26 protein-coding genes are annotated in these 24564 nt (G+C 42.1%); 15 read left to right on the forward strand and 11 right to left on the reverse strand.

What is annotated here, in order from left to right; all coding sequences use genetic code 11:
• Positions 1-274: 274 nt before the first annotated feature.
• Positions 275-799, forward strand: a complete 525-nt coding sequence (locus NST62_RS10140) for an antibiotic biosynthesis monooxygenase (RefSeq protein ID WP_342462850.1) — start codon at positions 275-277, stop codon at positions 797-799.
• Between the two features lie 182 nt (positions 800-981).
• On the opposite strand, the gene NST62_RS10145 is transcribed toward NST62_RS10140, so the two are convergent.
• From NST62_RS10145 to NST62_RS10160, 4 genes are all read right to left on the reverse strand, one after another.
• Positions 982-2043 (reverse strand): AbrB family transcriptional regulator, encoded by a 1062-nt coding sequence (locus tag NST62_RS10145; RefSeq protein ID WP_141602299.1) that lies wholly within the window; start codon positions 2041-2043, stop codon positions 982-984.
• Between the two features lie 78 nt (positions 2044-2121).
• Positions 2122-3105, reverse strand: a complete 984-nt coding sequence (locus NST62_RS10150; protein WP_342462851.1) for a VOC family protein — start codon at positions 3103-3105, stop codon at positions 2122-2124.
• Between the two features lie 65 nt (positions 3106-3170).
• Positions 3171-4340, reverse strand: a complete 1170-nt coding sequence (locus NST62_RS10155; protein WP_141602301.1) for an acyl-CoA dehydrogenase family protein — start codon at positions 4338-4340, stop codon at positions 3171-3173.
• Positions 4341-4364: 24 nt separating this feature from the next.
• Positions 4365-5261, reverse strand: a complete 897-nt coding sequence (locus NST62_RS10160) for an alpha/beta hydrolase (RefSeq protein ID WP_328215790.1) — start codon at positions 5259-5261, stop codon at positions 4365-4367.
• A gap of 178 nt (positions 5262-5439) precedes the next feature.
• On the opposite strand from NST62_RS10160, the gene NST62_RS10165 reads away from it, so the two are divergent.
• Positions 5440-7248, forward strand: coding sequence for a V4R domain-containing protein (locus NST62_RS10165; protein ID WP_141602303.1), 1809 nt, complete (start codon positions 5440-5442; stop codon positions 7246-7248).
• Positions 7249-7341: 93 nt separating this feature from the next.
• Here the strand turns inward: NST62_RS10165 and NST62_RS10170 are convergent, their stop codons facing one another.
• Positions 7342-8634, reverse strand: coding sequence for an MFS transporter (locus tag NST62_RS10170; protein WP_328219739.1), 1293 nt, complete (start codon positions 8632-8634; stop codon positions 7342-7344).
• Between the two features lie 462 nt (positions 8635-9096).
• Between NST62_RS10170 and NST62_RS10175 the strand changes: the two genes are divergently transcribed.
• Genes NST62_RS10175 through NST62_RS10195 form a run of 5 tightly spaced genes read left to right on the forward strand, consistent with a single transcriptional unit; the run spans position 9097 to position 13056 of the window.
• Complete coding sequence (locus NST62_RS10175) at positions 9097-9570, forward strand: flavin reductase family protein (RefSeq protein ID WP_141602305.1); 474 nt, start codon at positions 9097-9099, stop codon at positions 9568-9570.
• Positions 9571-9585: 15 nt separating this feature from the next.
• Complete coding sequence (locus tag NST62_RS10180; protein ID WP_141602306.1) at positions 9586-10380, forward strand: 2-keto-4-pentenoate hydratase; 795 nt, start codon at positions 9586-9588, stop codon at positions 10378-10380.
• Positions 10377-11261, forward strand: coding sequence for an acetaldehyde dehydrogenase (acetylating) (locus tag NST62_RS10185; RefSeq protein WP_342462852.1), 885 nt, complete (start codon positions 10377-10379; stop codon positions 11259-11261). The genes NST62_RS10180 and NST62_RS10185 overlap by 4 nt, the downstream gene beginning before the upstream one ends.
• Positions 11258-12268 (forward strand): 4-hydroxy-2-oxovalerate aldolase, encoded by a 1011-nt coding sequence (dmpG, locus tag NST62_RS10190; RefSeq protein ID WP_141602308.1) that lies wholly within the window; start codon positions 11258-11260, stop codon positions 12266-12268. The genes NST62_RS10185 and dmpG overlap by 4 nt, the downstream gene beginning before the upstream one ends.
• Positions 12265-13056, forward strand: coding sequence for an FAD synthetase family protein (locus NST62_RS10195; RefSeq protein ID WP_141602309.1), 792 nt, complete (start codon positions 12265-12267; stop codon positions 13054-13056). The genes dmpG and NST62_RS10195 overlap by 4 nt, the downstream gene beginning before the upstream one ends.
• A 208-nt stretch (positions 13057-13264) precedes the next feature.
• Here NST62_RS10195 and NST62_RS10200 read toward each other — a convergent pair whose 3' ends face one another.
• From NST62_RS10200 to NST62_RS10210, 3 genes are all read right to left on the reverse strand, one after another.
• Positions 13265-14698 carry an MFS transporter gene (locus NST62_RS10200; RefSeq protein ID WP_141602310.1) on the reverse strand — a complete coding sequence of 478 codons (1434 nt, stop codon included), beginning with the start codon at positions 14696-14698 and terminating at the stop codon, positions 13265-13267.
• A gap of 308 nt (positions 14699-15006) precedes the next feature.
• A complete protein-coding gene (locus tag NST62_RS10205) occupies positions 15007-16206 on the reverse strand; it encodes an ABC transporter permease (RefSeq protein WP_141602311.1) in 1200 nt (399 codons plus the stop codon).
• Complete coding sequence (locus tag NST62_RS10210) at positions 16199-16939, reverse strand: ABC transporter ATP-binding protein (protein WP_141602353.1); 741 nt, start codon at positions 16937-16939, stop codon at positions 16199-16201. The genes NST62_RS10205 and NST62_RS10210 overlap by 8 nt, the downstream gene beginning before the upstream one ends.
• A gap of 100 nt (positions 16940-17039) precedes the next feature.
• Here NST62_RS10210 and NST62_RS10215 point away from each other — a divergent pair, with 100 nt between their 5' ends.
• The 6 genes from NST62_RS10215 to NST62_RS10240 all read left to right on the forward strand — a co-directional run bounded on the left by NST62_RS10215 (position 17040) and on the right by NST62_RS10240 (position 20414).
• On the forward strand, positions 17040-17465 hold the full coding sequence (locus tag NST62_RS10215; RefSeq protein WP_141602312.1) for an HIT family protein: 426 nt from the start codon (positions 17040-17042) through the stop codon (positions 17463-17465).
• A gap of 185 nt (positions 17466-17650) precedes the next feature.
• A complete protein-coding gene (locus NST62_RS10220; RefSeq protein ID WP_342462853.1) occupies positions 17651-18190 on the forward strand; it encodes a tryptophan transporter in 540 nt (179 codons plus the stop codon).
• Positions 18191-18337: 147 nt separating this feature from the next.
• Positions 18338-18718 (forward strand): YtxH domain-containing protein, encoded by a 381-nt coding sequence (locus NST62_RS10225; RefSeq protein WP_141602314.1) that lies wholly within the window; start codon positions 18338-18340, stop codon positions 18716-18718.
• Between the two features lie 159 nt (positions 18719-18877).
• Positions 18878-19459 carry an HTH-type transcriptional regulator Hpr gene (locus NST62_RS10230; RefSeq protein WP_181733239.1) on the forward strand — a complete coding sequence of 194 codons (582 nt, stop codon included), beginning with the start codon at positions 18878-18880 and terminating at the stop codon, positions 19457-19459.
• Between the two features lie 118 nt (positions 19460-19577).
• A complete protein-coding gene (locus NST62_RS10235) occupies positions 19578-20132 on the forward strand; it encodes a DUF3267 domain-containing protein (RefSeq protein WP_342462854.1) in 555 nt (184 codons plus the stop codon).
• Positions 20133-20222: 90 nt separating this feature from the next.
• Positions 20223-20414, forward strand: coding sequence for a hypothetical protein (locus NST62_RS10240; protein ID WP_141602317.1), 192 nt, complete (start codon positions 20223-20225; stop codon positions 20412-20414).
• Between the two features lie 75 nt (positions 20415-20489).
• On the opposite strand, the gene NST62_RS10245 is transcribed toward NST62_RS10240, so the two are convergent.
• On the reverse strand, positions 20490-20597 hold the full coding sequence (locus tag NST62_RS10245; RefSeq protein WP_141602318.1) for a YjcZ family sporulation protein: 108 nt from the start codon (positions 20595-20597) through the stop codon (positions 20490-20492).
• A gap of 149 nt (positions 20598-20746) precedes the next feature.
• Here NST62_RS10245 and NST62_RS10250 point away from each other — a divergent pair, with 149 nt between their 5' ends.
• Positions 20747-21640: a peptidylprolyl isomerase gene (locus NST62_RS10250; protein ID WP_141602319.1), complete on the forward strand. Its 894-nt coding sequence runs from the start codon at positions 20747-20749 to the stop codon at positions 21638-21640.
• 142 nt (positions 21641-21782) lie between these two features.
• On the opposite strand, the gene yhaM is transcribed toward NST62_RS10250, so the two are convergent.
• On the reverse strand, positions 21783-22727 hold the full coding sequence (gene yhaM / locus NST62_RS10255; RefSeq protein WP_141602320.1) for a 3'-5' exoribonuclease YhaM: 945 nt from the start codon (positions 22725-22727) through the stop codon (positions 21783-21785).
• A gap of 166 nt (positions 22728-22893) precedes the next feature.
• On the opposite strand from yhaM, the gene NST62_RS10260 reads away from it, so the two are divergent.
• Positions 22894-23079 carry a YhzD family protein gene (locus NST62_RS10260; RefSeq protein ID WP_141602321.1) on the forward strand — a complete coding sequence of 62 codons (186 nt, stop codon included), beginning with the start codon at positions 22894-22896 and terminating at the stop codon, positions 23077-23079.
• Between the two features lie 130 nt (positions 23080-23209).
• On the opposite strand, the gene NST62_RS10265 is transcribed toward NST62_RS10260, so the two are convergent.
• The gene (locus tag NST62_RS10265; RefSeq protein ID WP_342462855.1) at positions 23210-23992 is read right to left on the reverse strand and encodes an enoyl-CoA hydratase; all 783 of its coding nucleotides are present in this window, start codon (positions 23990-23992) and stop codon (positions 23210-23212) included.
• Positions 23993-24564 lie beyond the last annotated feature (572 nt).

Raw genomic sequence — 24564 nt, forward strand, 5'->3', positions numbered from 1 at the left:
ACGAAAAGAGCAATGAAATCGATTTCAATTCATTACTTTGCAAGATTTTCATCGAAAAAAATGGCTACAATTCATTATAATAACTATAACTTAAGAAATAATCTACTAAATCATTGATCCCTTTCAACATATACTGTTCCTTCTCAATTGTATAGCTTTCTCTGCTAAATGTCATAAAATTGTCCTTTTAGCAGCCAATCTTTCTTTTCCGTTTATGACAAAATTAAGGCATAAGGGCAAAGCCGGATTCTTTTCAAGCGAAGGAGGAAGAATAATGAACTTCTATATAACTGCCGGAACCCCTCAATTCATGGAAAAACTGCACCAGAAATATGAGAAAGAACCGATGTATATTCTTTATGGGGCAAACGAAACGCTTTTGCTTCATGAAACCGAAAAGAAAACCGTTTTCCAAACACCACAGAAATATGAGGTGGTGGACGGGTTTCATAATCTGGAACAATCCGGTTTCTTCACTTTCTACCATATTCCGGTTTCCGACGAGGGCAGGCCGGTCTTTGAAAAAAATATGACAGAACGGTTGAAAAGATTGAAAGATCAGTCGGGATTAATGGCATACCGGCTGCTCCGCCCAAAAAAATCGGAAACTTATATCATTCTGTTGCAATGGTTTGATAAACATTCTTTCGAAATTTGGAAAAAGTATAACCCGTTTGCCGAAGAACTCGAAAACTTCTCTCTTGGTGTCAAAAAAGACAATATTTTCAACGCCAAAACATACATGGCGGCTTATACCGGCACGAAGCCGAAAAAGAAGGATCATGAAAACAATGAATAAAAGCTGACCCGCGGATCGGATCAGCTTTTTTCATTTCATTCATTTATGTTCCAAAGCTTTTTTATAAACGCCATCTTCCATCTGTTTGGTTCCCCATTCAAAATTTTCCGTCATTGCATAATCCCAATTTTTCTTGGAATATCAACCTTTGCTTTTTCCCCTTATTTTCAAATCGTTTTATCTTATACATTCACTTTCTCCACATTGGTTTTCTGTTCATAGATTCTCTCTTTTTTCTCTCTCCAACGGAAAATTGCTTTCAACAATGGCATGACGATAATAAAAATGAAGAGCAGCCTGGAGGTTTGGAATAACGAAACAATCGATATATCCGCATTCACTGCGTCAGCCAATAAAACCATTTGATCGATTCCGCCCGGAGCTGTGCTTAAAAAACTGGTTGTAAACTTGGTGTCCATTAAAAACGACATGATAAAACTTGAACCCAAGGTCAAAGCGATTAAAGCCAATGCGCTCATCACGCCGCCTATCAAAACTCGGACAGGCAATTGAACCTTCTCCGGGGTCAGCTTTAAACCGATTTGGGCGCCGATGAACAGCTGCGCGATGACCATCACCAGGCCCGGGATTTGCGGCATTGTCAAAGGGGTAGCGAGCTGCAGCGCAATTAATAATATAATGGGAGCAATAAATTGGGCTACTGGAAAATGAATGCGGTCCATGAAAACGGAAAATGCCCATGTCATGGCAATTATGAAAACAAGGCTTACCGAAAACTTTGCATCCCCTGTCTGACCAGCCGCCTGGCCGGCCACGATGAAGGGCACGATCATGACCACCAGCAATAATCGGATAACCTGAAAATAAAAAATCGAACCAACTTCCCCTATGTTTTCCCTTTCGGCAAAAAGGACCGTCTGGCTCAGCCCTCCCGGAATGGCTCCCAACACGGAGGCCCTTAACGGCATTTTGCTGAATCTGCTGATCAAATACGCAATTCCAACCGCACCGCCTATCAAAATGACATTCAATAAAAACATATATAATAAAATGAAACCCGCGCTTTCAAACAAATGAATGTTGAAGCGCAGACCAATGCCCGTTCCGACGATGACGACACCCAAGTCGCCCAATTGTCTTGGCCACTTCAACTCGCCTTTATGGATAAACTGGGTGATGATGAGAACAACAATAGGGCCCAGCATCCATGGAATCGGGATGTGCAACTTGCTGAAAATGTAGCCGCCAATAATGGATAGCATCAATACTTTTATCATCGCCATCAATATTATCACCCACTAACATCTGATATTAGCAAGAAACACCAGTATTCAAAGAATGAATACTGGTGCCTTTTTTCATTATCTTGATTGAATCAATTCTCGAATTTGCGCTTCACGGTCCACATCATCCCGGCGGCGGTCTCCCCAATAAGTCGAACCGTATTTCAAGTATTCTTCATAAGTCCATTTGATCGGCTCCCAATCCGGTTCGAAGATCAAATAGCCATTCGTGAAAATTTCAATTCTCAAGCCGCTTCCCGGATCTTTTACATAAACGTACATCGCTTGGGAAATGCCGTGTTTGCCGGGGCCCACAAATTCGATTTCCGCCTCGTTTAAAATATCTGCCGCGCGAAGCAAGTCTTGCGCGTTGTCCAACCAATATGCCAAATGATGCATTTCATTCGGTTTTTTCGAACGGTCTGTCGTCATGATGGCCACATCATGAACCAATGGGGTCACCGATAGCCAGCTTGCGACTTGTTCATCGTTTTTATTGACGAAATATTCACGCAATTTGAATCCCAATTTCTCTCTCAAGAAATTCACGACTTCAAGGTTATTGACGGATGTTTGGAGATTGATATGGTCGATTCGGCGCGGAGATACGCCTTTTCTCCAGGCCTTATACGTCTGGTTTTTCAAAACGGATTTTCTTTCCGGATCTGCCGGTGTTTTCTCCATATCATAATAGAGTTCAAACCGGTGTCCGCTTGGCAATTCAAAACGGATCGCTTCTCCCTGGCCCCTTTCTTCCCCCGCTTTAATCCAGCGGACTTCAGTTCCTGCATCTTCCAATATTTTGGCAAATGTCGCTACATCCTCACGCCTTTTTGTTCTCCATCCAATATGGTCAATATAGGATGTTTCGCCGGCTCTGACGGACAATGTATGGTGTTCAAAATCCCCCCATGCGCGCAAGTAGTGGACACCATCTACTTCTTCCGTTTCTTCCAGTCCCAGTACATCCCGGAAGAACCATAGGGATTTTTCAAGATTCTCGGATACTAAAGCAACATGTCCCAATTTTGCAATTTCAGGTAAAACAACAAATTTCTCCATTTTCTCCCACCCCATTATTACTTTTTGTATGTTTACCAATATATTAATAGTGTTTTAAAATACTATTAACCTTGAATATTTGTTTCTATTCCGAAGAGATGTCTTCCGTAGCCGATAATTCCATCTTCATATAAAGATGTAATGTGTGTTCCGATCGTCATTAAATCACGAGTGAACAATTCAACCGGATGGCCTTTCACCACCGCATGGGCGCCCAGGGTCAACAACGCCTTCGTGCCGATATTGACACATTTATCAATGATTTTCGCACGAATCGCTTTGTACTTGGCTCCTTCATAAGGCCCGCCCTTATCGGCTTCCATCATTTTGATATATTCTTCCATCAAGCATTTGGCGGAAATATATTCAAGCGTCAACTCCGAGAGCACCCGCTGGCTTGTTGGGGACTCTTTTTCCTTCACTCCCGAAAACCGTACGCGTCCCACCGTATGCTTTTTAAATTCATCGAGAACCCTTTGTGCTCCGCCGAGGGCCATCGCCGCAAACCCCACATAAAATCCCGGATAGAACGGTGTGTTAAAGTACAGATAATCTTCATCGAAATCATCGTAAGGTGGCTGGCTTTTCTCGATAATTTTGCTGAAGCGCAAAATTTTGTCAGGCTCCACGAATACTTTATCGACAATAATGGTATTGCTCCCTGTACCTCTGAGGCCAAGGGAATCCCAATCCTTGACAATCTTCAAATCTTTCACTTTCAATAAAATTCCGACGCGTTCAGGTTTATCATTGTCGTCAAATTTCATCATCGCCCCGACGCCGACCCAGTCACAATAGTTGATGCCGCTTACAAAATGATATTTTCCGGAAATGAGGTAGCCGCCTTCGACCGGTTCCACTTTTCCGACCGGAGCAAAAACGTCCGCTACAAAGCCCCCCTGATTGATCACTTCATCCCGGATATGTTTCGGATAGTAACAAACCCAGGCATTATGCAGACAGAAGAAATACGTCAGCCATGCAGCGGATAAATTATAGTATCCGACGGTGCTGATCATGTCCACATAGGTGCGCCAGTCAAGTTGCGGATAACCGAATTCTTTCGGCAAAATCAGGCGGTGGATTTTCTCTTCGCGGATAATATCCGCAACCCGCTGAGAGATTGTCCTGTTTTGCTCCGCTTCCATCGCTTCCTGCTCGGCAGCTTCGCCGATTCGCTTCGCCTTTTGCATCATGCTGTCATAAAGCGCTTTCTTTTCTACCACTGTTACCATTTGATCATTCCTTTCAATCCAAATTTATTCAATTGTGACCCCTTGGCTTTTATCCGCCGTCAAAAAATCAATCACAAGCCTGTTCACGACTTCCGGCTGGTCTGTTTGGGCTTGATGGCCACAATTCTCTATATATTCGAATCTGAAATTCGGCAGCAGCTTCTCCAATTTATAAGCCGTCTCTACCGGCGCTATGTTGTCCTGCTTGCCCCAAATGAACAGCCCCGGAATTTTGAGCTTTGGCAGCGAATCTTTGATGCAGAACCGATCCCAAAGCTTTGGTTCTTCATTCATTCTCTTTATATAAGCATCAAAAGCATCATTGGCTTCTTTCACCCCGGGACGAGTTGCAGCTTTATGCCGCAATTGGATCAGCTCTTCGGGTATTGGAGTGTCCGGGGAAGAGTTGCGGTACAAAAACTTTCTCAAAGATTCTTCCGTATAGTCATAGCCTATGACTTCAAAGAAAGACCGCAATTTTCTTTCGGGAACTTCCTGCATTGCCTGGTAGATGGTATTGCTTCCAATGAGCACGACTTTGTTCACTTTTTCAGGATGGTCGATTGCATATTTTGCCGCCACATAAGCGCCTTGCGAATTTCCTACAAGGGAAACTTCGTCGAGGCATAAAGCTTCTATGAAATCATGCACATGATCGACCAAGCTCTGATGTCCATTCACCGGCCATGCATGGGGTCTTGTATCCGTGAACCCCATTGACAATTGGTCAACGGCATATGCACGAAAACCGGCTTTCGCCAAAGCCGGCAGCATAAAACGCCATCCTGCCGCCCCGCATGCCCCGGGTCCCGCACCGTGGAGCAAAATGACTGCCGGTCCTTCCGTTCCAGCCCAAGAATAATGCGTTTTTACCCCGTTTGCTAATACGTAGCTGCTGTGAAACCCCTCAAAAATCGACACCTTAACCCCTCCTGTTTCTGTTGCAGTTTTTCGTTTGATGAAGAGTATATATTTTGTGAACTTCAATTAATATATTAATTTTTATTGAAAACGCGGCGAGAATCTTTAAAATTTATTGAAAAATGAAGGGTATCCTATAGATAAAGAGAATTTATATCTTTGGGGGGAGGTTCACGTTATGAGCGGAGTTTCATTTGTCACTGACGAAACGAAGAATATATTGATGTCGGCCAAGGCGTTTTACACTCTAAAGAACAACTTAATTAATAATATCGGTTCCAATAAAACAAAGGGGTTCTTATTCAGATTTGGAAAAGAATTTGGGATGGAAGCGGCAAAAAAATACTTGGCTAGCAATCACGCAAACAGCCAGGTAGGCAAAAGACACTCCCGGCTGGGCCACGTAAAAGATGTTATTTTTCACGGGGAAATCGTGCGTCATCCGGACGGGAAGGTGGAATGCATCAATACGTGGGGGCAATGGGTGGAATCCATCGAAGCGGAAATACATCTGAAAAATTATGGATTGTCGGACGAATGCGTGTGCCATATGCTTTGCGGATTTGCAAGCGGAGCTTTGTCATATGAATTTGGCGAATCAATCATTGCCATTGAATACAAATGCGTCGCGAAGGGCGACCCCGTTTGCGAATTTAAGGTGCGGCTGGAAAAAGATTGGCTGGAGGAGAAAGAAGAATTAATTGATTTATACCTGAACGACAATATTTTGACCGAGCTTGAGATGACTTATGATGCTTTGCTCCACCACAAGCAAATGTTGGAAAAAATATCAACCTTCCAAAGCCAGCTTACAAAAAAGGTGACTGAAAAATATTCTTTGGACGAAATTATTGAAACCGCATACGAATTGTTAAACATCCCTATTTTGATCGAAGATGTGCACGGAAACCGGCTAAGCCAGATCGGGCTTACAGAAAGCCAGCAGCAACTGATCCAAACCGAAAAAGCCGAACTTTCGCAAATCGACAATAAACATAATGCGTGCCACTACAAAAGCAAACATTACAGGAAATTGACAACACCGGTTTTTATTAAGAAAAAACATTATGCCACTTGTTCTTTCTGCTATTTCGACCAAAGAGAAGTGGAAGAAATCGATTATTTATTTTTGGACCGCATTTCAACAGTCGTGGCATTATGCATTTTGTATGAAGAAGCCCAATTCGAAGAGCAGCAGCGGATGCGCAGTTCTTTGCTGGAACGTCTGATTCACCACCAGAATATCAAGGATATTGAATCATATTACAAATTTTTGCCTTTCAAATTCCAGCCCCCATATGCAACAGGGATCATCCAGATCCAGCAGAAGAAACATCAAAACGAAATCATCGATTTGCATGATCAGATTACTCAACTGTCCAAACTGGCAAAAGTATGGGATTTGCCATGCATTTTCTCCATTGTCGGCGAAGAAATTGCGCTCTTAATCTCGCAAAACAACGACAAGAAAAAAAGATGGAAAAAGAAAATCGAATTGCTGATGGAAAATTTGGGAAGGCAGAATGAAAATTATATTTATACAACCGGACTCAGCAGCACATTCAACAATTTTAAAGAATTTGAACGGTCGCTGAAAGAGGCCAGAATCGCGCAGCGGTTCCCAAACAAGAAACTGATCACATACTACGATGATTTGGGGATTCTCGGGGATATAGTCAATAACTTGAGCATCGAACAGATCCAGGAAATGGCGAAAAAAACGCTGAAAGATTTATACAACTTTGACGATCCCCGCAAAAAGGAATTGTTATATACATTGTATGTTTTTCTACTGAACAACCAGCGCCTGAAAGAAACAATGGATGAACTGGCATTATCGATCGGAGGCATCCAATATCGCATCAAACAGATTGAGGATAAACTGCAAATTTCTCTTAAAAACGCTTCGACGGCCGCGCATATTTTATTGATCATACAGGCATTAATCCTATCTGGAACACTCCATTTCGACAAAGTCTCCGTTTAAACCGGTTTGCCGGACAAAAAACGTCAAAAAAGACTATAAACACCGTTCGAATAGTGTTTATAGTCCGTTTTTTTTTGTCCCATATCCCCATTTTTATTGTTCCGGTACTACTTCCAACTCCTGGTTGGCGACTTGCAGTGCTCTTTCCTTTTCTTTCGCATCTGCCGTAATTTTCATCTTTCTAGTAGCCAATAAGACCACAGCGGTAAATACATAAAGCGTTACAATCACGAGCACCCCTGTATTAAACCCTGAACGGATATTTTCTCCCGCAAGTGTTACCAGCGCGCCGGTCACCCATGGCCCAATGACGCCTGCCATACTTGAAATGGATAAGGACAAGCCCGAAACGGTTCCGACCAGGTTTTTCGGAATAATCATGGACTTAATGGCCGTATTGAGCGGCAGCAAAGTAGTATTCATGACTAGTCCAATTCCAAGGAAAACGCAGGCCAAAACCGGCGATGTAACGAATGTTGTGGCGGCGTAGGCAATCGCGCCGACAATCAATACCGTTACTAATACGCGATCATAGGACTTGATCAGGCTTTTATTCTTTTTAAATAATATATCGGTAAATCTTCCAAGAAGTATTGCGAAACACGCTCCCGTAATCCCCATTCCGGCATACACGACACTCATCGTGGATGGTTCAAGTCCGACAATTTTTGTCAAATATGTCGGCGCCCATGTAAGCACCCAAGTGGTAATCCACATTGAAACAAATCCTACGCAAAGGATTGACAATACATATGGATTGAAGAAAACTTTGAGAACTTTGCTGAATGGAACTTCCTGATTGGAAGCCAGGGATTTCACTTCTTCGACAATCGGCTCCTTCGGTTCTTTTCTGATAAAGAAGAAGGCTGTTGCCCAAATCAAACTCGCCAAACCTAAAAGAGCAAAAGTATGCTGCCATCCTAGACCGGTAATGGCCAAGACGATTAATGGAGCGGCAACATACGTGCCAACCGTCGTGCCGGATGTCATAATCGCAGTTGCGGCCCCGCGCTGCAAGCTGGCAAACCAGCGAGCAAGGTGCATGATACATACCCCGTAGGTCCCTCCTTCGAAGAAACCTAAAACAGCGCGCAAAATCGCCAATTGGGCCAACGATTCTACAAAGTAGGCAGGTATCATCGATAAAGTCCAGCCGATAGCTATAAAAATTAATAGATATTTTGAGTGAAAACGGTAAGTTAAACTGCCAATAATAATGCTTCCAAACGCATATGCAAAAAAGAAAACACTTCCCACAAAACCAAACTGGTCATAGGAAAGATCAAGTTGTTTCATGATGGGATCTGCAGCGAGTCCCAATACAGATTTATCAGTATAATTCAATACTGAAATCAGAAATAGAAAACCTAAAATAATCCAACGCATGATAGAAGGTCCCCCTTTGCTTTTTTGATTTTCCCCCATCCCAAATTTAAAACGCTTTCAAAAATATTATTGTTTTAATAGTTTTTGTTTTTGCATCACCCCCAACAAAAGTCCCATTTAAACCTGCAAAACTCCAATAAAATGGGAATTTTTTGAAATATCGTGAATCCTTTGGAAAGAATTCTATGCAAAAAAAAAAAATTTTACAAGAACCAATATTTTTCAACCGTACCTCACTCACGGACATCGAACATTCACAATTTCGTCACAAAAAATTCGGTCAATATTCAAAAAACCTTTGATAAATCTGAATTTTTTAAAAATAGAAATCTCGAAAACCGCCGATTTTTTTTTATGGTTTTTTTTATGGATTTTTTCTGAATTTTTAATAAAAAAATATAATGCTTTTTCTTCCGGACTTAAATTAATATTTATTAAAAATTGACAAATGGAGGGATTGCAATGGACGATCGTTTATTCAGAAACGCAATGGGAAAATTCGCCACAGGCGTCACAGTCCTTTTAACGCATCATGAAGGCGAAACACATGGAATGACGGCAAACGGCTTTATGTCCGTTTCTTTAAATCCCAAGCTTGTCTTAATCTCGGTTGGCCACAATACAAAGTTCATCAATAAAGTCTCACAATCAAAAAAATACACGGTCAACATTTTGGCGGAAGACCAGGAACATTATTCCCGCCACTTTGCCGGACAGCCGAATGCGGTTGTGGAATTCGAAGCGTTGGCTGAACAGCCGGTATTAAAAGGCGCCATTGCGCAAATCGCATGCGAAGTGGTGTCCGAGCATATTGAAGGCGACCACACACTGTTTGTCGGAAAAGTTGTGGATTTGCGATTTGAAGATAAAGATCCGCTTTTATTCTTTGGCGGAAAGTATCGCCAATTGGCGGAATTAAAATCAGTGGAAGCTTAAGAAGGAGAGTCGCCCATGGATATTCAATTGATTGCGGAACAGCTGCTCAAGGCGGAACGGACAAAACAGCCGATCCCTCCGTTGACCGGCGCCTACAAGGAGTTGAACGGACAAGACGCTTACGCCATCCAATTGGCGCTCATTCAAAAGAAAGTCCGGGAGGGGGCCCGCATCAAAGGGCTGAAAATCGGCCTAACAAGCAAAGCGATACAGGAAATGCTGAATGTCTATACACCCGACTACGGGTTTATATTGGATACCATGATTTACGATGAAAATCAGCCTTTGCCTGCGCACCCTTTCATCCAACCAAAAATCGAATTTGAGATTGCCTTTGTTTTTAAGAAAAAATTGCAGGGGCCGGATGTGACTGTCCAGGATGTCATCGATGCGACGGATTATGTCGTTCCGTCGGCAGAAATTATCGACAGCCGCATCGCCAATTGGGAAATAAGATTCGAGGATACAGTCGCGGATAACGGCTCATCTGCCGGCGCCATTCTCGGAAAAAAACGTACCTCTCTTGAAGACATTGAAGATATTTCGAATATCGAAATGACCGTTTGGAAAAACGGCGAAATCCTTGATCAGGCTTCAAGCTCTGCCGTTTTGGGAAATCCATTGAATGCTGTTGTCTGGCTTGCAAACGAAGTCGGGAGGTACGGAATTTCCATCGAACCTGGAATGTTTGTCTTATCCGGTTCATTGTCGAAAGCGGTGACGTTTGAACAGGGCGATGAATTTGTCGCGGATTTCGGCCCCCTTGGAGACGTAAAGGTCAACATCATGCAGAAAGTGGTGAATCGATGAAAAAATGTAAAGTTGGAATCATTGGATCCGGAAATATCGGAACAGACTTGATGTATAAAATCGAACGCAGCCCCTATTTGGAAATGAGCGTCATGATCGGAATCGACCCAGACTCCGACGGGTTAAAGCGCGCTGCAAAACGCGGGTATAAAACCATTTCTAACGGAATTGACGGGTTGATGGATCAATTGGATCTGGTGGATATCGTCTATGATGCGACGAGCGCTTACGCCCATAAACGCCATAGCGAACTGCTCACTGCCGCAAATAAGAAAGTGATCGATCTGACACCGGCGGCAATCGGCCCTTTTACTGTGCCGCCCGTCAATTTAAGGGAACATATCGATCAGCCCAATGTCAATATGGTGACATGCGGCGGCCAGGCAACCATTCCGATCATTCATGCCATTCATCGGGTTGTCCCGGTAGACTATGCCGAAATTGTGGCCACCATCGCCAGCAAAAGCGCGGGACCCGGCACGCGGGCAAACATCGATGAATTTACCAGAACGACTGCAAAAGCGATCGAAATGGTCGGTGGGGCAAAAAAAGGAAAAGCCATTATTATTTTAAATCCTGCAGAACCGCCGATCATCATGCGGGATGCAATCCATGTTCTGGTGGAAGAACAGGGACATGAAGAAGCGATTTCGAAATCCATTCATGAAATGGTGACAACCGTCCAAAAATACGTGCCGGGCTACCAATTAAAATCCGAACCGATTTTTGACGGCAACAAAGTATCGGTCTTCATTGAAGTAAACGGCGCTGCAGACTATTTGCCCGCTTATGCCGGAAACTTGGACATCATGACGGCGGCGGCGGTGCAAGTGGGCAATGAAATGGCTCTTCATTTGCAGCAAAAGGAGGGCGTCCTATGAAATTGAATGTTCTCGATGTAACTTTGCGGGATGGCAGCCATTCAGTCCGCCACTCATTTACGGTCGAACAAGTCCGTGCTGCCGCTAAAGGCCTGAACGCTTCGGGAGTCCCTTATTTTGAGGTGTCCCACGGAGACGGTTTGGGTGGCTCTTCCCTGCAATACGGACTTTCCAAGACGGATGAACTGAAACTCATTGAAGCGGCCGTATCCGAATGTACTACTTCCCAGGTTTCGGTCCTGCTCTTGCCGGGAATCGGAACGAAAGAAGATTTGCAAAGCGCGGCCAGCTTGGGGGTGAAAATGGCCCGTATTGCGACCCATGTAACGGAAGCGGACATCGGGGCGCAACATATCGAATTGGCCCGTTCCTTGGGCCTGAAAACGGTCGGGTTTTTAATGATGAGCCATATGGCGCCCGTCGAAAAAATAGTGGAGCAGGCCAAGCTGTTTGAAAGCTACGGCGCAGAAATCGTTTATGTCACGGATTCCGCAGGAGCCATGTTGCCAAAAGATGTCACGGAAAGAATCTCCGCCCTGAGGCAGGCCTTGCAATGCGAAATCGGCTTCCATGCGCATAACAACCTGTCAATGGCATTGGCCAACACCATTGCGGCGATTAAAGCCGGCGCCACTTACGTGGATGGAAGCATGCGGGCCTTGGGAGCAGGGGCAGGCAACACGCAAACGGAAGTCATGGCGGCTGTGTTGGAACGCCTCGGTTACGAAACAGGAATCGACTTGTATAATTTGATCGATACGGCAAATGACGTAATCGCCCCGCTCATGCAACAGCCGCAGGAAATTACAGGAAGCAGCTTAATCCTCGGTTATGCGGGGGTATACTCAAGCTTTTTATTGCACGCCCAAAATGCCGCGGAACAATTCGGCATCGATGAGCGGGACATTTTAATGAAAGTCGGGGAAATGAAAGCTGTCGGCGGACAAGAAGATTTAATCTATGAAGTGGCTCAAAATTTGGCATCTAAAAGAGAGGTGGTGCCATGAAAGTAGTCCATATCCATCACGGCAATTTGCAGGAAATTGCGGAGACCGCCCCAAAGGCGGCCATGGCCCTCGGTTATTTTGACGGCATCCATTTAGGGCACCAAAAGGTGATACAATGCGCCAAAAAGAAGGCGGACGAAAAAGGATTATTGACGGCTGTCCTTTCTTTTTCGCAGCACCCGAAAAGCGTGCTCTTTTCGGAAGATGTCATGTATCTGGAGCCGGTTGAGCAAAAAATTGAGAAATTAAAAAGGCTTGGTGTGGATATTTTTTACCTGGCAGATTTTACAAAAGAGTTGGCAAGATTGATGCCCGATGAATTCTTGGAGAAATATATTGTCGCATTGAATGCAAAGGAAATCGTGTGCGGCTTCGATTATACCTATGGGGCAAAAGCGATGGGCAATGTGAAAACATTGGAGGATTTTACGGCAAAGAAAAATATCGGATTGACAGTGGTCAATGAGCTGAAATGGAAAAACGAGAAAATCAGTTCCACTTTGATACGGCAACATCTCAAAGAACGAAAAATAAGGGAGATTCAATACTTGCTCGGAGATTTTTATAAAATCAAGTATTGCCAAAAAGACGGCGTACTTCCCTATTATACTTTGCCGGATGTCGGCACTTACAAAGTATTGATCGAAGACCGCATTGAATGTTTGGCGACCGTAAAATGCAAAAAATATATACAAATCCATTATGAAACGACTAAATTGCCAAGTTTGCTTACGATAAAATGGCTTGACAGTTATGATCGATTTGAAAGCATCCCCAGCAATTTTTAGTCGGTTTCTGACCGAAACACAATCAAAGCTGACCCAATCTCCGAGTCAGCTTTTCGCAAAAATTAATCTTTTCCTATTATATATAATGTTCCAAAGCTTTTTTATGGAAGCCTTTGCAACTTCCAGTCACAAAAGAAGCAAAACGGACTTGAAACAGTTTTTGCTTCTTCATCTTCCCCCAAAAGCGGTTTTTCCGCCGGTTTCTGATTCACATTCCCCTTATACTTTTTTTGGACGTACCATCATCATTCGCTGCTCTCATCTGCGGCGATTTTTTCTTTGGAGAATTTGAGATTAACTTTCTCCATCTATTAAGAATGTTTTTCAATTCCTTTTCAACCTCATTATTCGGCTTGTTAAACTCCCCCAGCTCCTGGTTGCTTTTATCTCTCACAGTGATTACAGCAATTAAAGAAATGATTGCCGTCAAAATGATATATAATGCAACGGGAACATAAGAGTTATTAAACTGAACCAATAACCATGTTGCGATCAATGGAGCCGTTCCTCCCGCAACAGCCGCGCCGATTTGATATCCCAACGAAACTCCTGTATATCGGACCCTTGCATCGAAAATTTCGGAAAACATCGTCCCCAGCACTGCCGTAATCGGAGACCAGATAACCCCTAATCCCAATACTGTAGCAATGAGAAGTGTTATGAACGTTCTTTGCTCCAGCAGCCAAAAATACGGAAAGGCAAATAATATAATCCCGTTTACTCCGGAAATATAAACATTCTTTCTGCCGATTTTATCGGATAATCTGCCCATAATCGGCATCAATAGGGTTGTTACGATGGTGGCAATCATTATGGAAATCAGCACTTGCGAACTTGTGAAGCCTAAATGATTCGTCCCATAGGAAACAATAAAAGTGGAAAAAATATAAAACGGCGCCGTTTCGACAACTTTTCCTCCAACCGCAATGATGACTTCCTTCCATTGATTTCTAAAGATTTCCACAAAAGGCAGTTTGGAAATTTCCCCGGCTTCCCGCATTTTTATAAAAGACGGGGTCTCATCCAATCCTTTGCGGATCCAAAGTCCAAAAATGACCAACAACACACTTAAAATAAAAGGTATGCGCCATCCCCAAGCGATAAAACTTTCAGGAGACACAACGGCTGTGATGAAAGACAACGCACCTGACCCCAAAAACAGTCCGATTGTGACACCCATTTGCGGAAAAGCCCCATAAAATCCCCTTTTTTCTTTTGGAGCATATTCTACGGCAAGCAGGACAGCCCCTCCCCACTCGCCTCCGATTCCAAGCCCTTGCACCAATCGCAAAATAATTAAAATAATCGGTGCCGCCACCCCAATGGCTTGATATGTAGGCAAAAGCCCCATCAATACCGTTGCAATTCCCATGATGGACAATGTTAAGACAAGCGTCCGTTTTCTCCCGATTTTATCGCCTATATATCCAAAAATGATGCCTCCAAATGGCCGAATGATAAATGCAAGCGCAAGGGAAGCGTATGACAGCAATAATCCGACCGTCGGATCATCCGCTACGAAGAATACCTTATAAAATACAAGCCCTGCCACCGTGCCGTACAGGAAGTAATCGAACCATTCAATCGAACTGCCTACCAAACTGGCGATCCAAACTTTCCTCATGACATTTTTGTCATTCATTTGGAACCCTCCATAAGCAAAAGTATTAATAATACTTATGCTGAAAAAACGGATATATTCGGCAGGTTCAAAGGATTTGCCATCTCATCATTTCCTTAATATTTACCGGGATCATTCTAATCAAATGATGGATTTGCAAAGAGGGAAACAAAGCGGCATTAAGGAGAATAATAATTTTTTTGCTATCGGTTAATAAAAAAAAACATAGCATTTCCGAACAGATTTTCTTTTCTAATGACATCAAAAGCGGCTTGGGCTCTCAATTCAAGAGAGCGCAAGCCGCTTATATTCAAAAAAGCTTGTTCAAATTATAAATGAACAACCGGATCCTTCGACAAACGGAATGTCAATTCGCTTACCCCGGCCACGATGACGGCCGGAACGAAGAACAGCGGTTGTCCAATGGCGCAAAGCGCCACAATGATTGCTTGAATCGCCATAAAGATGCGCAGCAGCTTCTGAACCGCCTGTTTGCGTTGATTTTCTTTTATCGGAAATAGCATGTCCATCCGAAAATCCGATGAGGATAATAAAGCGTATTTCAACTGGATTGTCGTCGCAAAGCTCAACGCTCCCGCCACAATCCACAGAACAACCGGAATATCAATCGTCAGCGCAATAATCGCTGAAATCAATGTCAGGCGCACCCACAAATAAAAATGGTCATTGGTTCTCGCAAAAGTTCTGAACACCAAATAACTTTGCGTATTTTCCTTTTTATTAGGAACCAATTTATAAATGCCGTCCAGCCAGGCTCTCCGCTTGATCGCCCCCCGGATGTGGGGCACATCGGTAAAGTAGTTGGCGAACCGATAAAACGCCATCATGCGGTTTTGTTCCAGCTTGACCAAATGCTCGTAAGGAATCGGCTGGGCTTTTGCCCGCTTGCTCAACGATTGGTCATACACCATCAGAAGTAATAAAAAGATGAAAGCCCACCAAAATTGGTCGGATAATATGGACTGGACCGCCAGTATGGATACCGCCATCCGCGCAATGCGGTCGTACACCACATAATTCCCGCGATTGGCAAAGCGGTAATGGAATTCCGCCTGGACATGAATATATTTTAAAACGACAATAAATAACAGCCCCAGCCAAATTCTGAGGGTTGATAAATCAGTGACCGCGTTTAATAAAGGAATCGCAACAATGTAAAGGATCGCGGGCAGAAACAATTGGGACCAAAACGTCCAATTCAGCGCCTTTTTAAAATAAATGTGCATTTTCTTTTCCAAAGGCAATAAATACACCTGATCCGGCTCTCTGAGCAATGTCACCGGACGGGAAAAAGCGGCAACGATGCCCGCCACTAGCCCGACGAGCCATTCTGCCGGAAAATCCTTGTGCACCACTTGCAGCCATTCGCTGTATTGATATGCAAGCGCCCCGATCGCAAACACCAATACAATCGCCAAATGCCCGGTAAAGACATAACGCATATATTTTTGAACTTCCAAAAGATAATGTTCAAACCGCTTTGACCAAACATCCGCCATATTATTCATGTTGCTGCTCCTTCGTCATGGCAATATACAAATCATCCAATGTGGCATTTGGCATGCCGAACGCTTTCCGCAAATCGTCCATCGTCCCCTGTGCGCGGACCCGTCCCTCATGGAGAAAAATGATCCGGTCGCAATGTTTTTCAGCCGTTGACAAAACGTGGGTGGACATTAAAATGGAAGCCCCTTGCTTTTTTCTTTCCGACATCTGGCCTAGCAATGATTGAATGGCCAACGGGTCAAGCCCCACAAACGGTTCATCGATAATATATAATGGAGGATTTGCCAAAAAGGCGCACATGATCATGACTTTTTGCTTCATCCCCTTGGAAAAATGGGATGGAAACCAATTGAGGCGCTTCTCCATCCGGAATTCTTCCAATAATGTTCCCGCCCGTTCCTTTAGCGTTTTTTCGTCAATGCCATATGCCATCGCCGTTAATTCCAGGTGCTCTTTCAACGTCAATTCTTCATATAATACAGGCGTTTCCGGGATGTAGGAAAAGGATGACCGATATCTTTCAATATCTTCCTGCAAGGTTACGCCATTTAACCGGATTTCCCCTTTTTGCGGTATAAGCGTACCAATTATATGTTTAATGGTTGTGCTTTTTCCTGCCCCATTCAGCCCGATCAGCCCGACCAATTCTCCTTGTCCGATGGAAAAGTTCAAATCTTTTATGACCGGTTTTCTTGTATATCCTCCAGTTACATCCTTTAGTTCCAACATAGCCAACACTCCTATTCTTTCTACAGTGTATCAAAATTAGAAAATGTCTTCATCATATGAAATATGTTAAAATGTAGATAAATTTTGTAAGAAAGGATTGGATGAAATGAGCGACTGCATTTTCTGCAAGATTATCGAAGGTTCCATTCCTTGCACGAAAGTATATGAAGATGAACATGTATTAGCTTTTATGGACATTGCTCCGCTATCCAAAGGCCATACTTTATTGATTCCAAAACAGCATGTAAAAGATATCTTTGAAATGCCTGAAGACGTGGCAAGAAATTTATATGCGGCCGCGCCAAAAATTGCAAACGCCATCAAGAAAGCATTTAATCCGCAAGGAATGAATACCCTCAATAACAACGGGGCATTGGCAGGACAAACCGTATTCCATTACCATTTGCACTTCATTCCGCGCTACGGGGAAGACGATGGCTATAAAGTCCGTTGGGAAGCGAAAAAAGATGAATTCACTCCTGAGCAATTAAAAGCCCTTGCGGAAGAAATCAAGGAAAATTTGAATCAGTAAATCAATAAGTGGAAAGGCTGGCTCAAAATAGTAACAATGGGCCAGTCTTTTTCTAATATTCTATTAAAAATCCTTGAAAATTATTTCTATTAAGATTACAATTATCATACTATTAAAATTTCACTGACAGACGGTATACAGCGAGTCAGGAAAGTTGAGCAGAGTTTAGCGGAGGAGAGATCAGTATGAAAACGAAAAATTTAGTACTAATGGCCCTTTTGGTCGGTATTGGAACAGCATTGTATTTTGTGATGCCGCCTATCCCAATCGGCGGTGGCATTAAACCGGATATGATGTTGACGATGATGTTCGTCGGAATCATCCTGTTCCCTACAATCCGGGATACATTTATACTTACAATTGTAACGGGAATTCTTTCCGGATTATTCTCAAGCATTCCGGGATCCCTCATTCCAAACATCATCGACAAACTTGTCACAGGCTTTATCTTTTTGGCCGTCGTATATTTAATCAACCAATTCGCAAAAAATTTTGCAGTATACGCCATCCTTATTGGCTTGGGAACATTGTTGTCAGGAACAGTCTTCCTGTCCATGCTGCTGCTCATTGTAGGCGATATGCCGGCAGCCTTTGGCATCATGTTCGCGACTGGCGTCATTCCTGCAACCATTGCCAATATCGTTGCATTCTGCATCATTTATCCAATTTTGACAAACTTGCTAAAACGTTCCAAATTTGAAACTTCTGTCACACATTCATTATAAAATAAAAAAAGAAGCTATCTAAGTTTTTGCTTAGATAGCTTTTTTATTTCCCCCAATTCTGGTTTAATAAGGATATGTACCGAATTTAATAATAATTTAAACAACTTTTTTACATACTATAAAGTACATAATAAAGGAGAGATGATCATGCGGGCGAAACCATTTTTCCTCGGGCTGTCTGCCGGAGTGATCGCAGGCGTTGCCGCAGCACTTTTCACCACACCGCAAACCGGCAATCAATTGAGAAAAAATGTAAAAAGCACGGCAAATAATCTGAAAATTACCATGGGGGAATTAAAAACCCAGATCAATGACTTAAAAAATTCCGCGATAATATTATCCAACGAAGCAAAAATTACTATTCCAAAAATATTATCGGAATTAAAAGCCTCCATCTCCAAATACAAGGAAGAAATTAAACCGGATTCCCAAAAATTAAAAGAAGAAATAGAAATGTTACAGAAAAGCATCAGCGAAATCGAGAATAATTTATCACAACTAAAAAAAGGCGACTCTAAAAAAATGTAGGTCTTTAGAACCAAAATCACAGTCTTTCGTTTCATTTTTTTATTATTTTTTATTAAAAAATAACATTTATTAATCACTTTTCATTTATTTAATTTTTCTAACTTTAAACTTTTTTCTTTTATTGCTATAATATTTTCAAATCTTATAAAAAGAAGGTGAATCGAAATGACTGTGGAATCTTATACATTGAAAGAAGCCATGATTTACAGCCAGCGAATCGCTCAACTTTCAAAAGCGTTATGGAAAGCAGTCGAAAAAGATTGGCAGCAATGGATCAAACCATTTAATTTAAACATTAACGAACACCATATTTTATGGATCGCTTATCATTTGCAAGGCGCTTCGATTTCCGATGTGGCAAGATTCGGGGTCATGCACGTATCAACTGCCTTCAACTTCTCAAAAAAATTGGAAGAACGCGGGCTTCTTAAATTTTCGAAGCGCGATGACGATAAGCGCAATACGTACGTTGAACTGACTCCAAAAGGAGCCGAGCTGGTGCTCCGCATGTATGACCACTACCTGGATACAGAACATTCCATTTTGGAAGGTTCGCTAGCATTAAAAGAATTGTATGGAAGATTTCCAGAATTTTTAGATGTAATGGCAATTATTCGAAATATTTACGGAGAGGATTTTATCGAAATTTTTGAACGTTCCTTCAAAAACTTTAAAGAATCCATCGAAGAAAAAGATAAAGATCAAGTGGTCATAAAAAACGAGATACTGATGAATAAATAGCAATTGGGGATTTTTAGGGGAGTGTATTTGGTACACTCTTTTTTTTTGAGGAAATGATTAGCGCAACCGGCTTTTTTGTTTTACAATTTTCTTGAATTTATACGGAGAGGTAGCCATTATGCATTGCTGGAAAACGCTCAATATCAAAAGTGAATATCGCATAACCCGCCTTGTCCTATACTCGGTGATTATTTTTGTCCTTGTCTTCTCTTTTTCATTTGTTTTTGTGAATATCAACCGGCCGATACAATATGAAGAAGGAAACTTTCTCTTATTTCTATTGATTCTTTTGCTGATCTACCCTTTGCATAAAATCATCCATTACTATTCTCTCTTTTCCTATCGAAAATCAGTAAAACTGAAATGGAAGCTGGAGCTGAAATTTATTCCGATTGTTCATATCCGGATCAAAAAAATGATTCCGAAAAAGAGGTATATGTTTATTCTTATAACCCCTTTTATTGTATTGAATATTTTATTGCTCAGCGCAGCGATTCTCCTCCCCCAATACTCGCATTATGCGTGTATACTGCTCGGATATCATTGTTCCATTTGTTTGGTCGACATATTATATTTTATAAACTTGGTGAACGCGCCAAAAAATGCTGTAATCGAGGAGACGCCGAAGGGATACGAAATTCTGATTCCTCCTGAGAAATTCAAAAACTTCTAACAATTAAAATCTAAAGAATCGTGAACTCTCTTGTGGAATGACGGCATTTTCTGATATTCTTAAGGGAAGTGATAGAGGGGAGGAACCATTTTGCTTCTATTAGTGGTAGTGTTATTTTCAGTACTATACCTATTCCAAATCAACCGAATGACTTACGCATTATGCATGCAAAAAGAAATTCCCGAAAAAAAACAAACCAAAATTTTCAGCACCATCAACATTTTAATTACCATCCTGCTCATATGCTTTTATATTGAGGTGTACTGGGCAAGCAAATTTTAATATAGATGGATTCAATATTCCAATTCACATAAATAAAAAGAGCTAAAGGATTCCCTTTAGCTCATCTTTTGGGGATTAGTAGTGTAAATAAGCTGCACCAACGATGATTAATAAAATGAACAACACAACCAACAACGCGAACCAAGAGCTACCTCCATATCCGCCACCATAGCTTTGACCCATAACGGCACCTCCTTTCGTTTCTACTGCCTATACTATGCATGACCTGATGAGGTGCATAGGCAAATATAATTAGTGGAACCATTTCGTTTTTGATCCGTCTATGTTATAGTTAAAATTGGAATTTATATACAGGGAGAGAAAGTGAGATTATGAAAAAAGCATTTGTTGCCATTGCATTAGCGACATCCGTTTTTGCATTATCCGCTTGCACCGACTCCTCTTCTGAGGAAAAAGCAAAAGATGATGTGGTTGTTTCAACAAAATATGGCGAAGTGACAAAAGACGAGTTTTATAATGAGTTGAAAGCCGCATACGGAAAATCTACAATTGTAAATCTTGTTGTCACTGATATTCTGAAAAGCAAGTATGATGTAGAAAAAGAAGAAGTCGACAAACGCTTTAACGCATTAAAAAAACAGCTTGGGGATTCCTACCAATCCTATTTGGATATGCAAGGGCTGACGGAGAAACAATTCAAAGACAATATCGAATACCAAATATTGCTTGAAAAAGCCGCAAAAGACTTGGTTTCCAAAGAAGAAATTGAAGAATATTATAATAAGGCAAAATATGAATTGAACGCACGCCATATTTTAGTGGATGATGAAAAATCGGCAAACGAGCTATACAACCGGCTTCAAAAAGGCGAAGATTTTGCTAAATTGGCAAAAGAATATTCAAAAGACCCTGGTACCAGCAAAAACGGTGGGGAACTCGGCTGGTTTACGGTCGGCGATATGGTGGATGAATTCACAGATGCGGCTTATTCGTTAAATACAAACGAAATCAGCAAACCGATCAAAACCCAATTCGGCTATCACATTATACAAGTAACAGGCAAACGGGAAATTAAAGATTTCGGATCATTGGAAGATAAGGAAAATCAAATCAGACAAGTCTTGCTGGAGAAAAAAATAATCGAAATATTAAAAGATTCCAATCTTGAAGTAAAAGACAAAGATTTGAAAGATGCATTCAATGATTACTTAGGCGAAGCCAATAAAGAAGGAAAAGAGCAAAAATCGGATCAAAACAATAAATAAAATCAATAGCCCGCAATTTTGATTGCGGGCCATTTGTTTTTCAAATTGCCGATTTTCTTCCCTCCGCAAACCGGCAAATCCAGCAAAAACAAAAATGAGCGGACGGGAAAACTTTTCGCTTCCCCAATTCCGCCCCCAATCTTCAAGATTCGGTGAATTTCGGTTTATAGAATGACCGGTTATCCATGGCAAAAATGCGCTCCGTAAATTCTCCGGGCTTCGTTTTGCTTAAAGCCCTCGTCAACATGTTCATCTTCGCATCAATATTATCAATGTGATGCAGAATTTCCGCCTCTTGAATCATCGGCTTTTTCGGGCTGCCCCACTCCTCTTTGCCATGATGGGAAAGGATGATATGCTGCAAAACCGTCACTTCTTCCCCTTCAACCCCCAATTCCTTCGCCGCCTGGCCGATTTCATCGACCATGATGGAGATATGCCCAAGCAAATTTCCTTCAACCGTATAAGAAGTGGAAACAGGGCCTGACAATTCCCTTACTTTTCCCAAATCATGCAAAATAATTCCCGCATAAATCAAATCTTTATTTAAAGTCGGGTATAATTCGCAAAGGGCTTTTCCGAGCCTCAACATATGCACAATATGGTCGAGCAGCCCTGAAACATAGTCGTGGTGGTTTTTGGTAGCGGCAGGATAAACGGATAACTCCAATTGGTATTTTTTCATCAAATATCGGGTGATTCTGGAAATTTTAGGATTTTTAATTTCAAAGAAATATTGGGTCAATTCTTCAAACAGTTCTTCCTTTGGAGTGGAAGCGGAAGGGATTAAATCATTGATTTGGACGCCGTCTTCCGGTCTTGCCGGGCGGATTTGTTTGATGCGAAGCTGGTTTTTCCCGCGATACTCATGGATTTCACCGCCAATTTTGACAATCACTTGAGGCTGGTATATTTTTTCATGCTCTTCATTTGTATCCCAAAGCTTTGCTTCTATATCTCCGCTTTTATCTTGCAATATCAGCGTCATAAACGGCTTTCCTACCGTTGTCACACCTTTTGTCGCTTGTTTGATTAGCAAAAATTGATTTACTTCGTCTCCCGGCTGGAGCTGCGTGATACCTGGCATATGAGACACTCCCTTTTCTCCCCGATTCTCTATTGTTTATTGTACCATTTGTTTCTGGCCGTTTCGATAAAAGAATCCTTCCTTGCAAACTCTGTCTGTAAATCTTCTTTCCATATGTTGTATAATGAAATTAAATTGAATTTTCCAAAAAAGGACGGGGATGAGGATGTCAAACTTCTATTTTACTGCCTTTGAAAAAAACGGAGAAATCTTATTTAACGAAGTATGGGAATTTGAAAATGAAAAAGAGGCAAAAATCGAAGGCCGTAAACGGATAGAGGAAAAGGGGGTCCAGGACAAGACCTATCGCCTTGTCAACTCATCAGGAAAAGTGATTTTATTCCACGTATAAAAAGTGCTTGCCTGATTGCCGGGGAGCCGGAAATCGGAAACGTTCCCCGGCAATCAGGAAGGGGCGGCCCTTTGACCGGTCTTTGGGACAACCTCCAATTCTGTTGCCCCATCTCGATTGATGGCGTTTTTTATTGCCCCAAAAATTTTGGCGGGCGCTTTTCCACAAAGGCTTTAATTCCTTCCAGATGATCTTTCGTCTGTCTCATCTTTAATTGGGCATCCAATTCTTTTGACAGCACTTTCTTCAATTCATTGAGGCGCTCGGAATGATAAAGCTGTTTTGTTTCAAGCATCGCCAAAATCGGGGATGACAAGAGTTTCTTGACCATTTCTTCAACGTAATGTTCCGCTTCCCCATCTTTTGCTACGATATCCACCAGCCCCAATTGTTGAGCCTCCTGCCCATTCATGATTTTTCCTTCCCAAATAATCTGTTTTGCCTTAGGAATTCCCGTTCTTTCCTTCATGAAGAAATGTCCGCCGCCATCCGGAACCAGCCCGATGCCTATAAAATTCATGGCCAGCTTGCTGTTTTCTTCGGCCACCACATAATCGCAGGAAATGGCCAAACTGAATCCAAGCCCTGCCGCGGCGCCATGAACTTGGGCAATTGTGATCATCGGCAATTGATAAAAATTCAGAACCATTTTGGAAATCGATTCCATTATGCCATGGAAATCCCCGATTTCATCCGATTGCAGCATCATCTTGATATCGCCGCCTGCCGAAAACGCCCGTCCCTCCCCTTTCAAAACCAATACTTGGATATTTTGCTCCCCTTTCAACTGCTCAAAACATTCCGCCAATTCCTTTAACATCGTTTCATTCATGGCATTCATCGCTTCCGGGCGCTTCAATGTGAGCACCGCTTTGCGATCTTGATAATTTAATTCAATCGTTTCGAAATTCACTTTCAACACCCCTTCATTTTCATGCACATTAGTTAATTTCTACCCGCAAGAACAAATTCCTTTATTTCATTTCTAAAAGATGGAATCATCATGAATAATATTGGCTTGGACAGCCATGCTTATTAAAGAGCGTCCGGAACCGCCATCACAAAAAAAACGAATATTGATACTATAATTTTGTTAAAACGTTCGTTAATTTACCAAATATTTAAGCGTTTTCATTCAAAATATTTCATTTTGTTAAGAAAATGAGTTGACAAACGTGAACATTCAGTTTATTATGAAGACACAATAAATAAAGAGTCAAAATATTATGACGGAGACATGCTCTTACGTTCAGATTCCCCAGAGAGCTGATGGTTGGTGCAAATCAGTGTTTCTGACGTTTGCAGTTCCACTCCTGAATAGAATGGCCGAAGGAGTCAGTAAGCCATTTCCGGGTCATGCACGTTACGCATCGCTTGAGGCTGCCTGGCTTTTGGCAGCGAAAAAGGGTGGCACCGCGTAAAGTTGATCATCAGCTTTTCGCCCCTTACGTTGTAGGGGGTGGAAGGCTTTTTTTAATATATTCC

It is taken from the genome of Ureibacillus sp. FSL K6-8385 (assembly GCF_038593155.1).
Classification (GTDB): domain Bacteria; phylum Bacillota; class Bacilli; order Bacillales_A; family Planococcaceae; genus Ureibacillus; species Ureibacillus terrenus.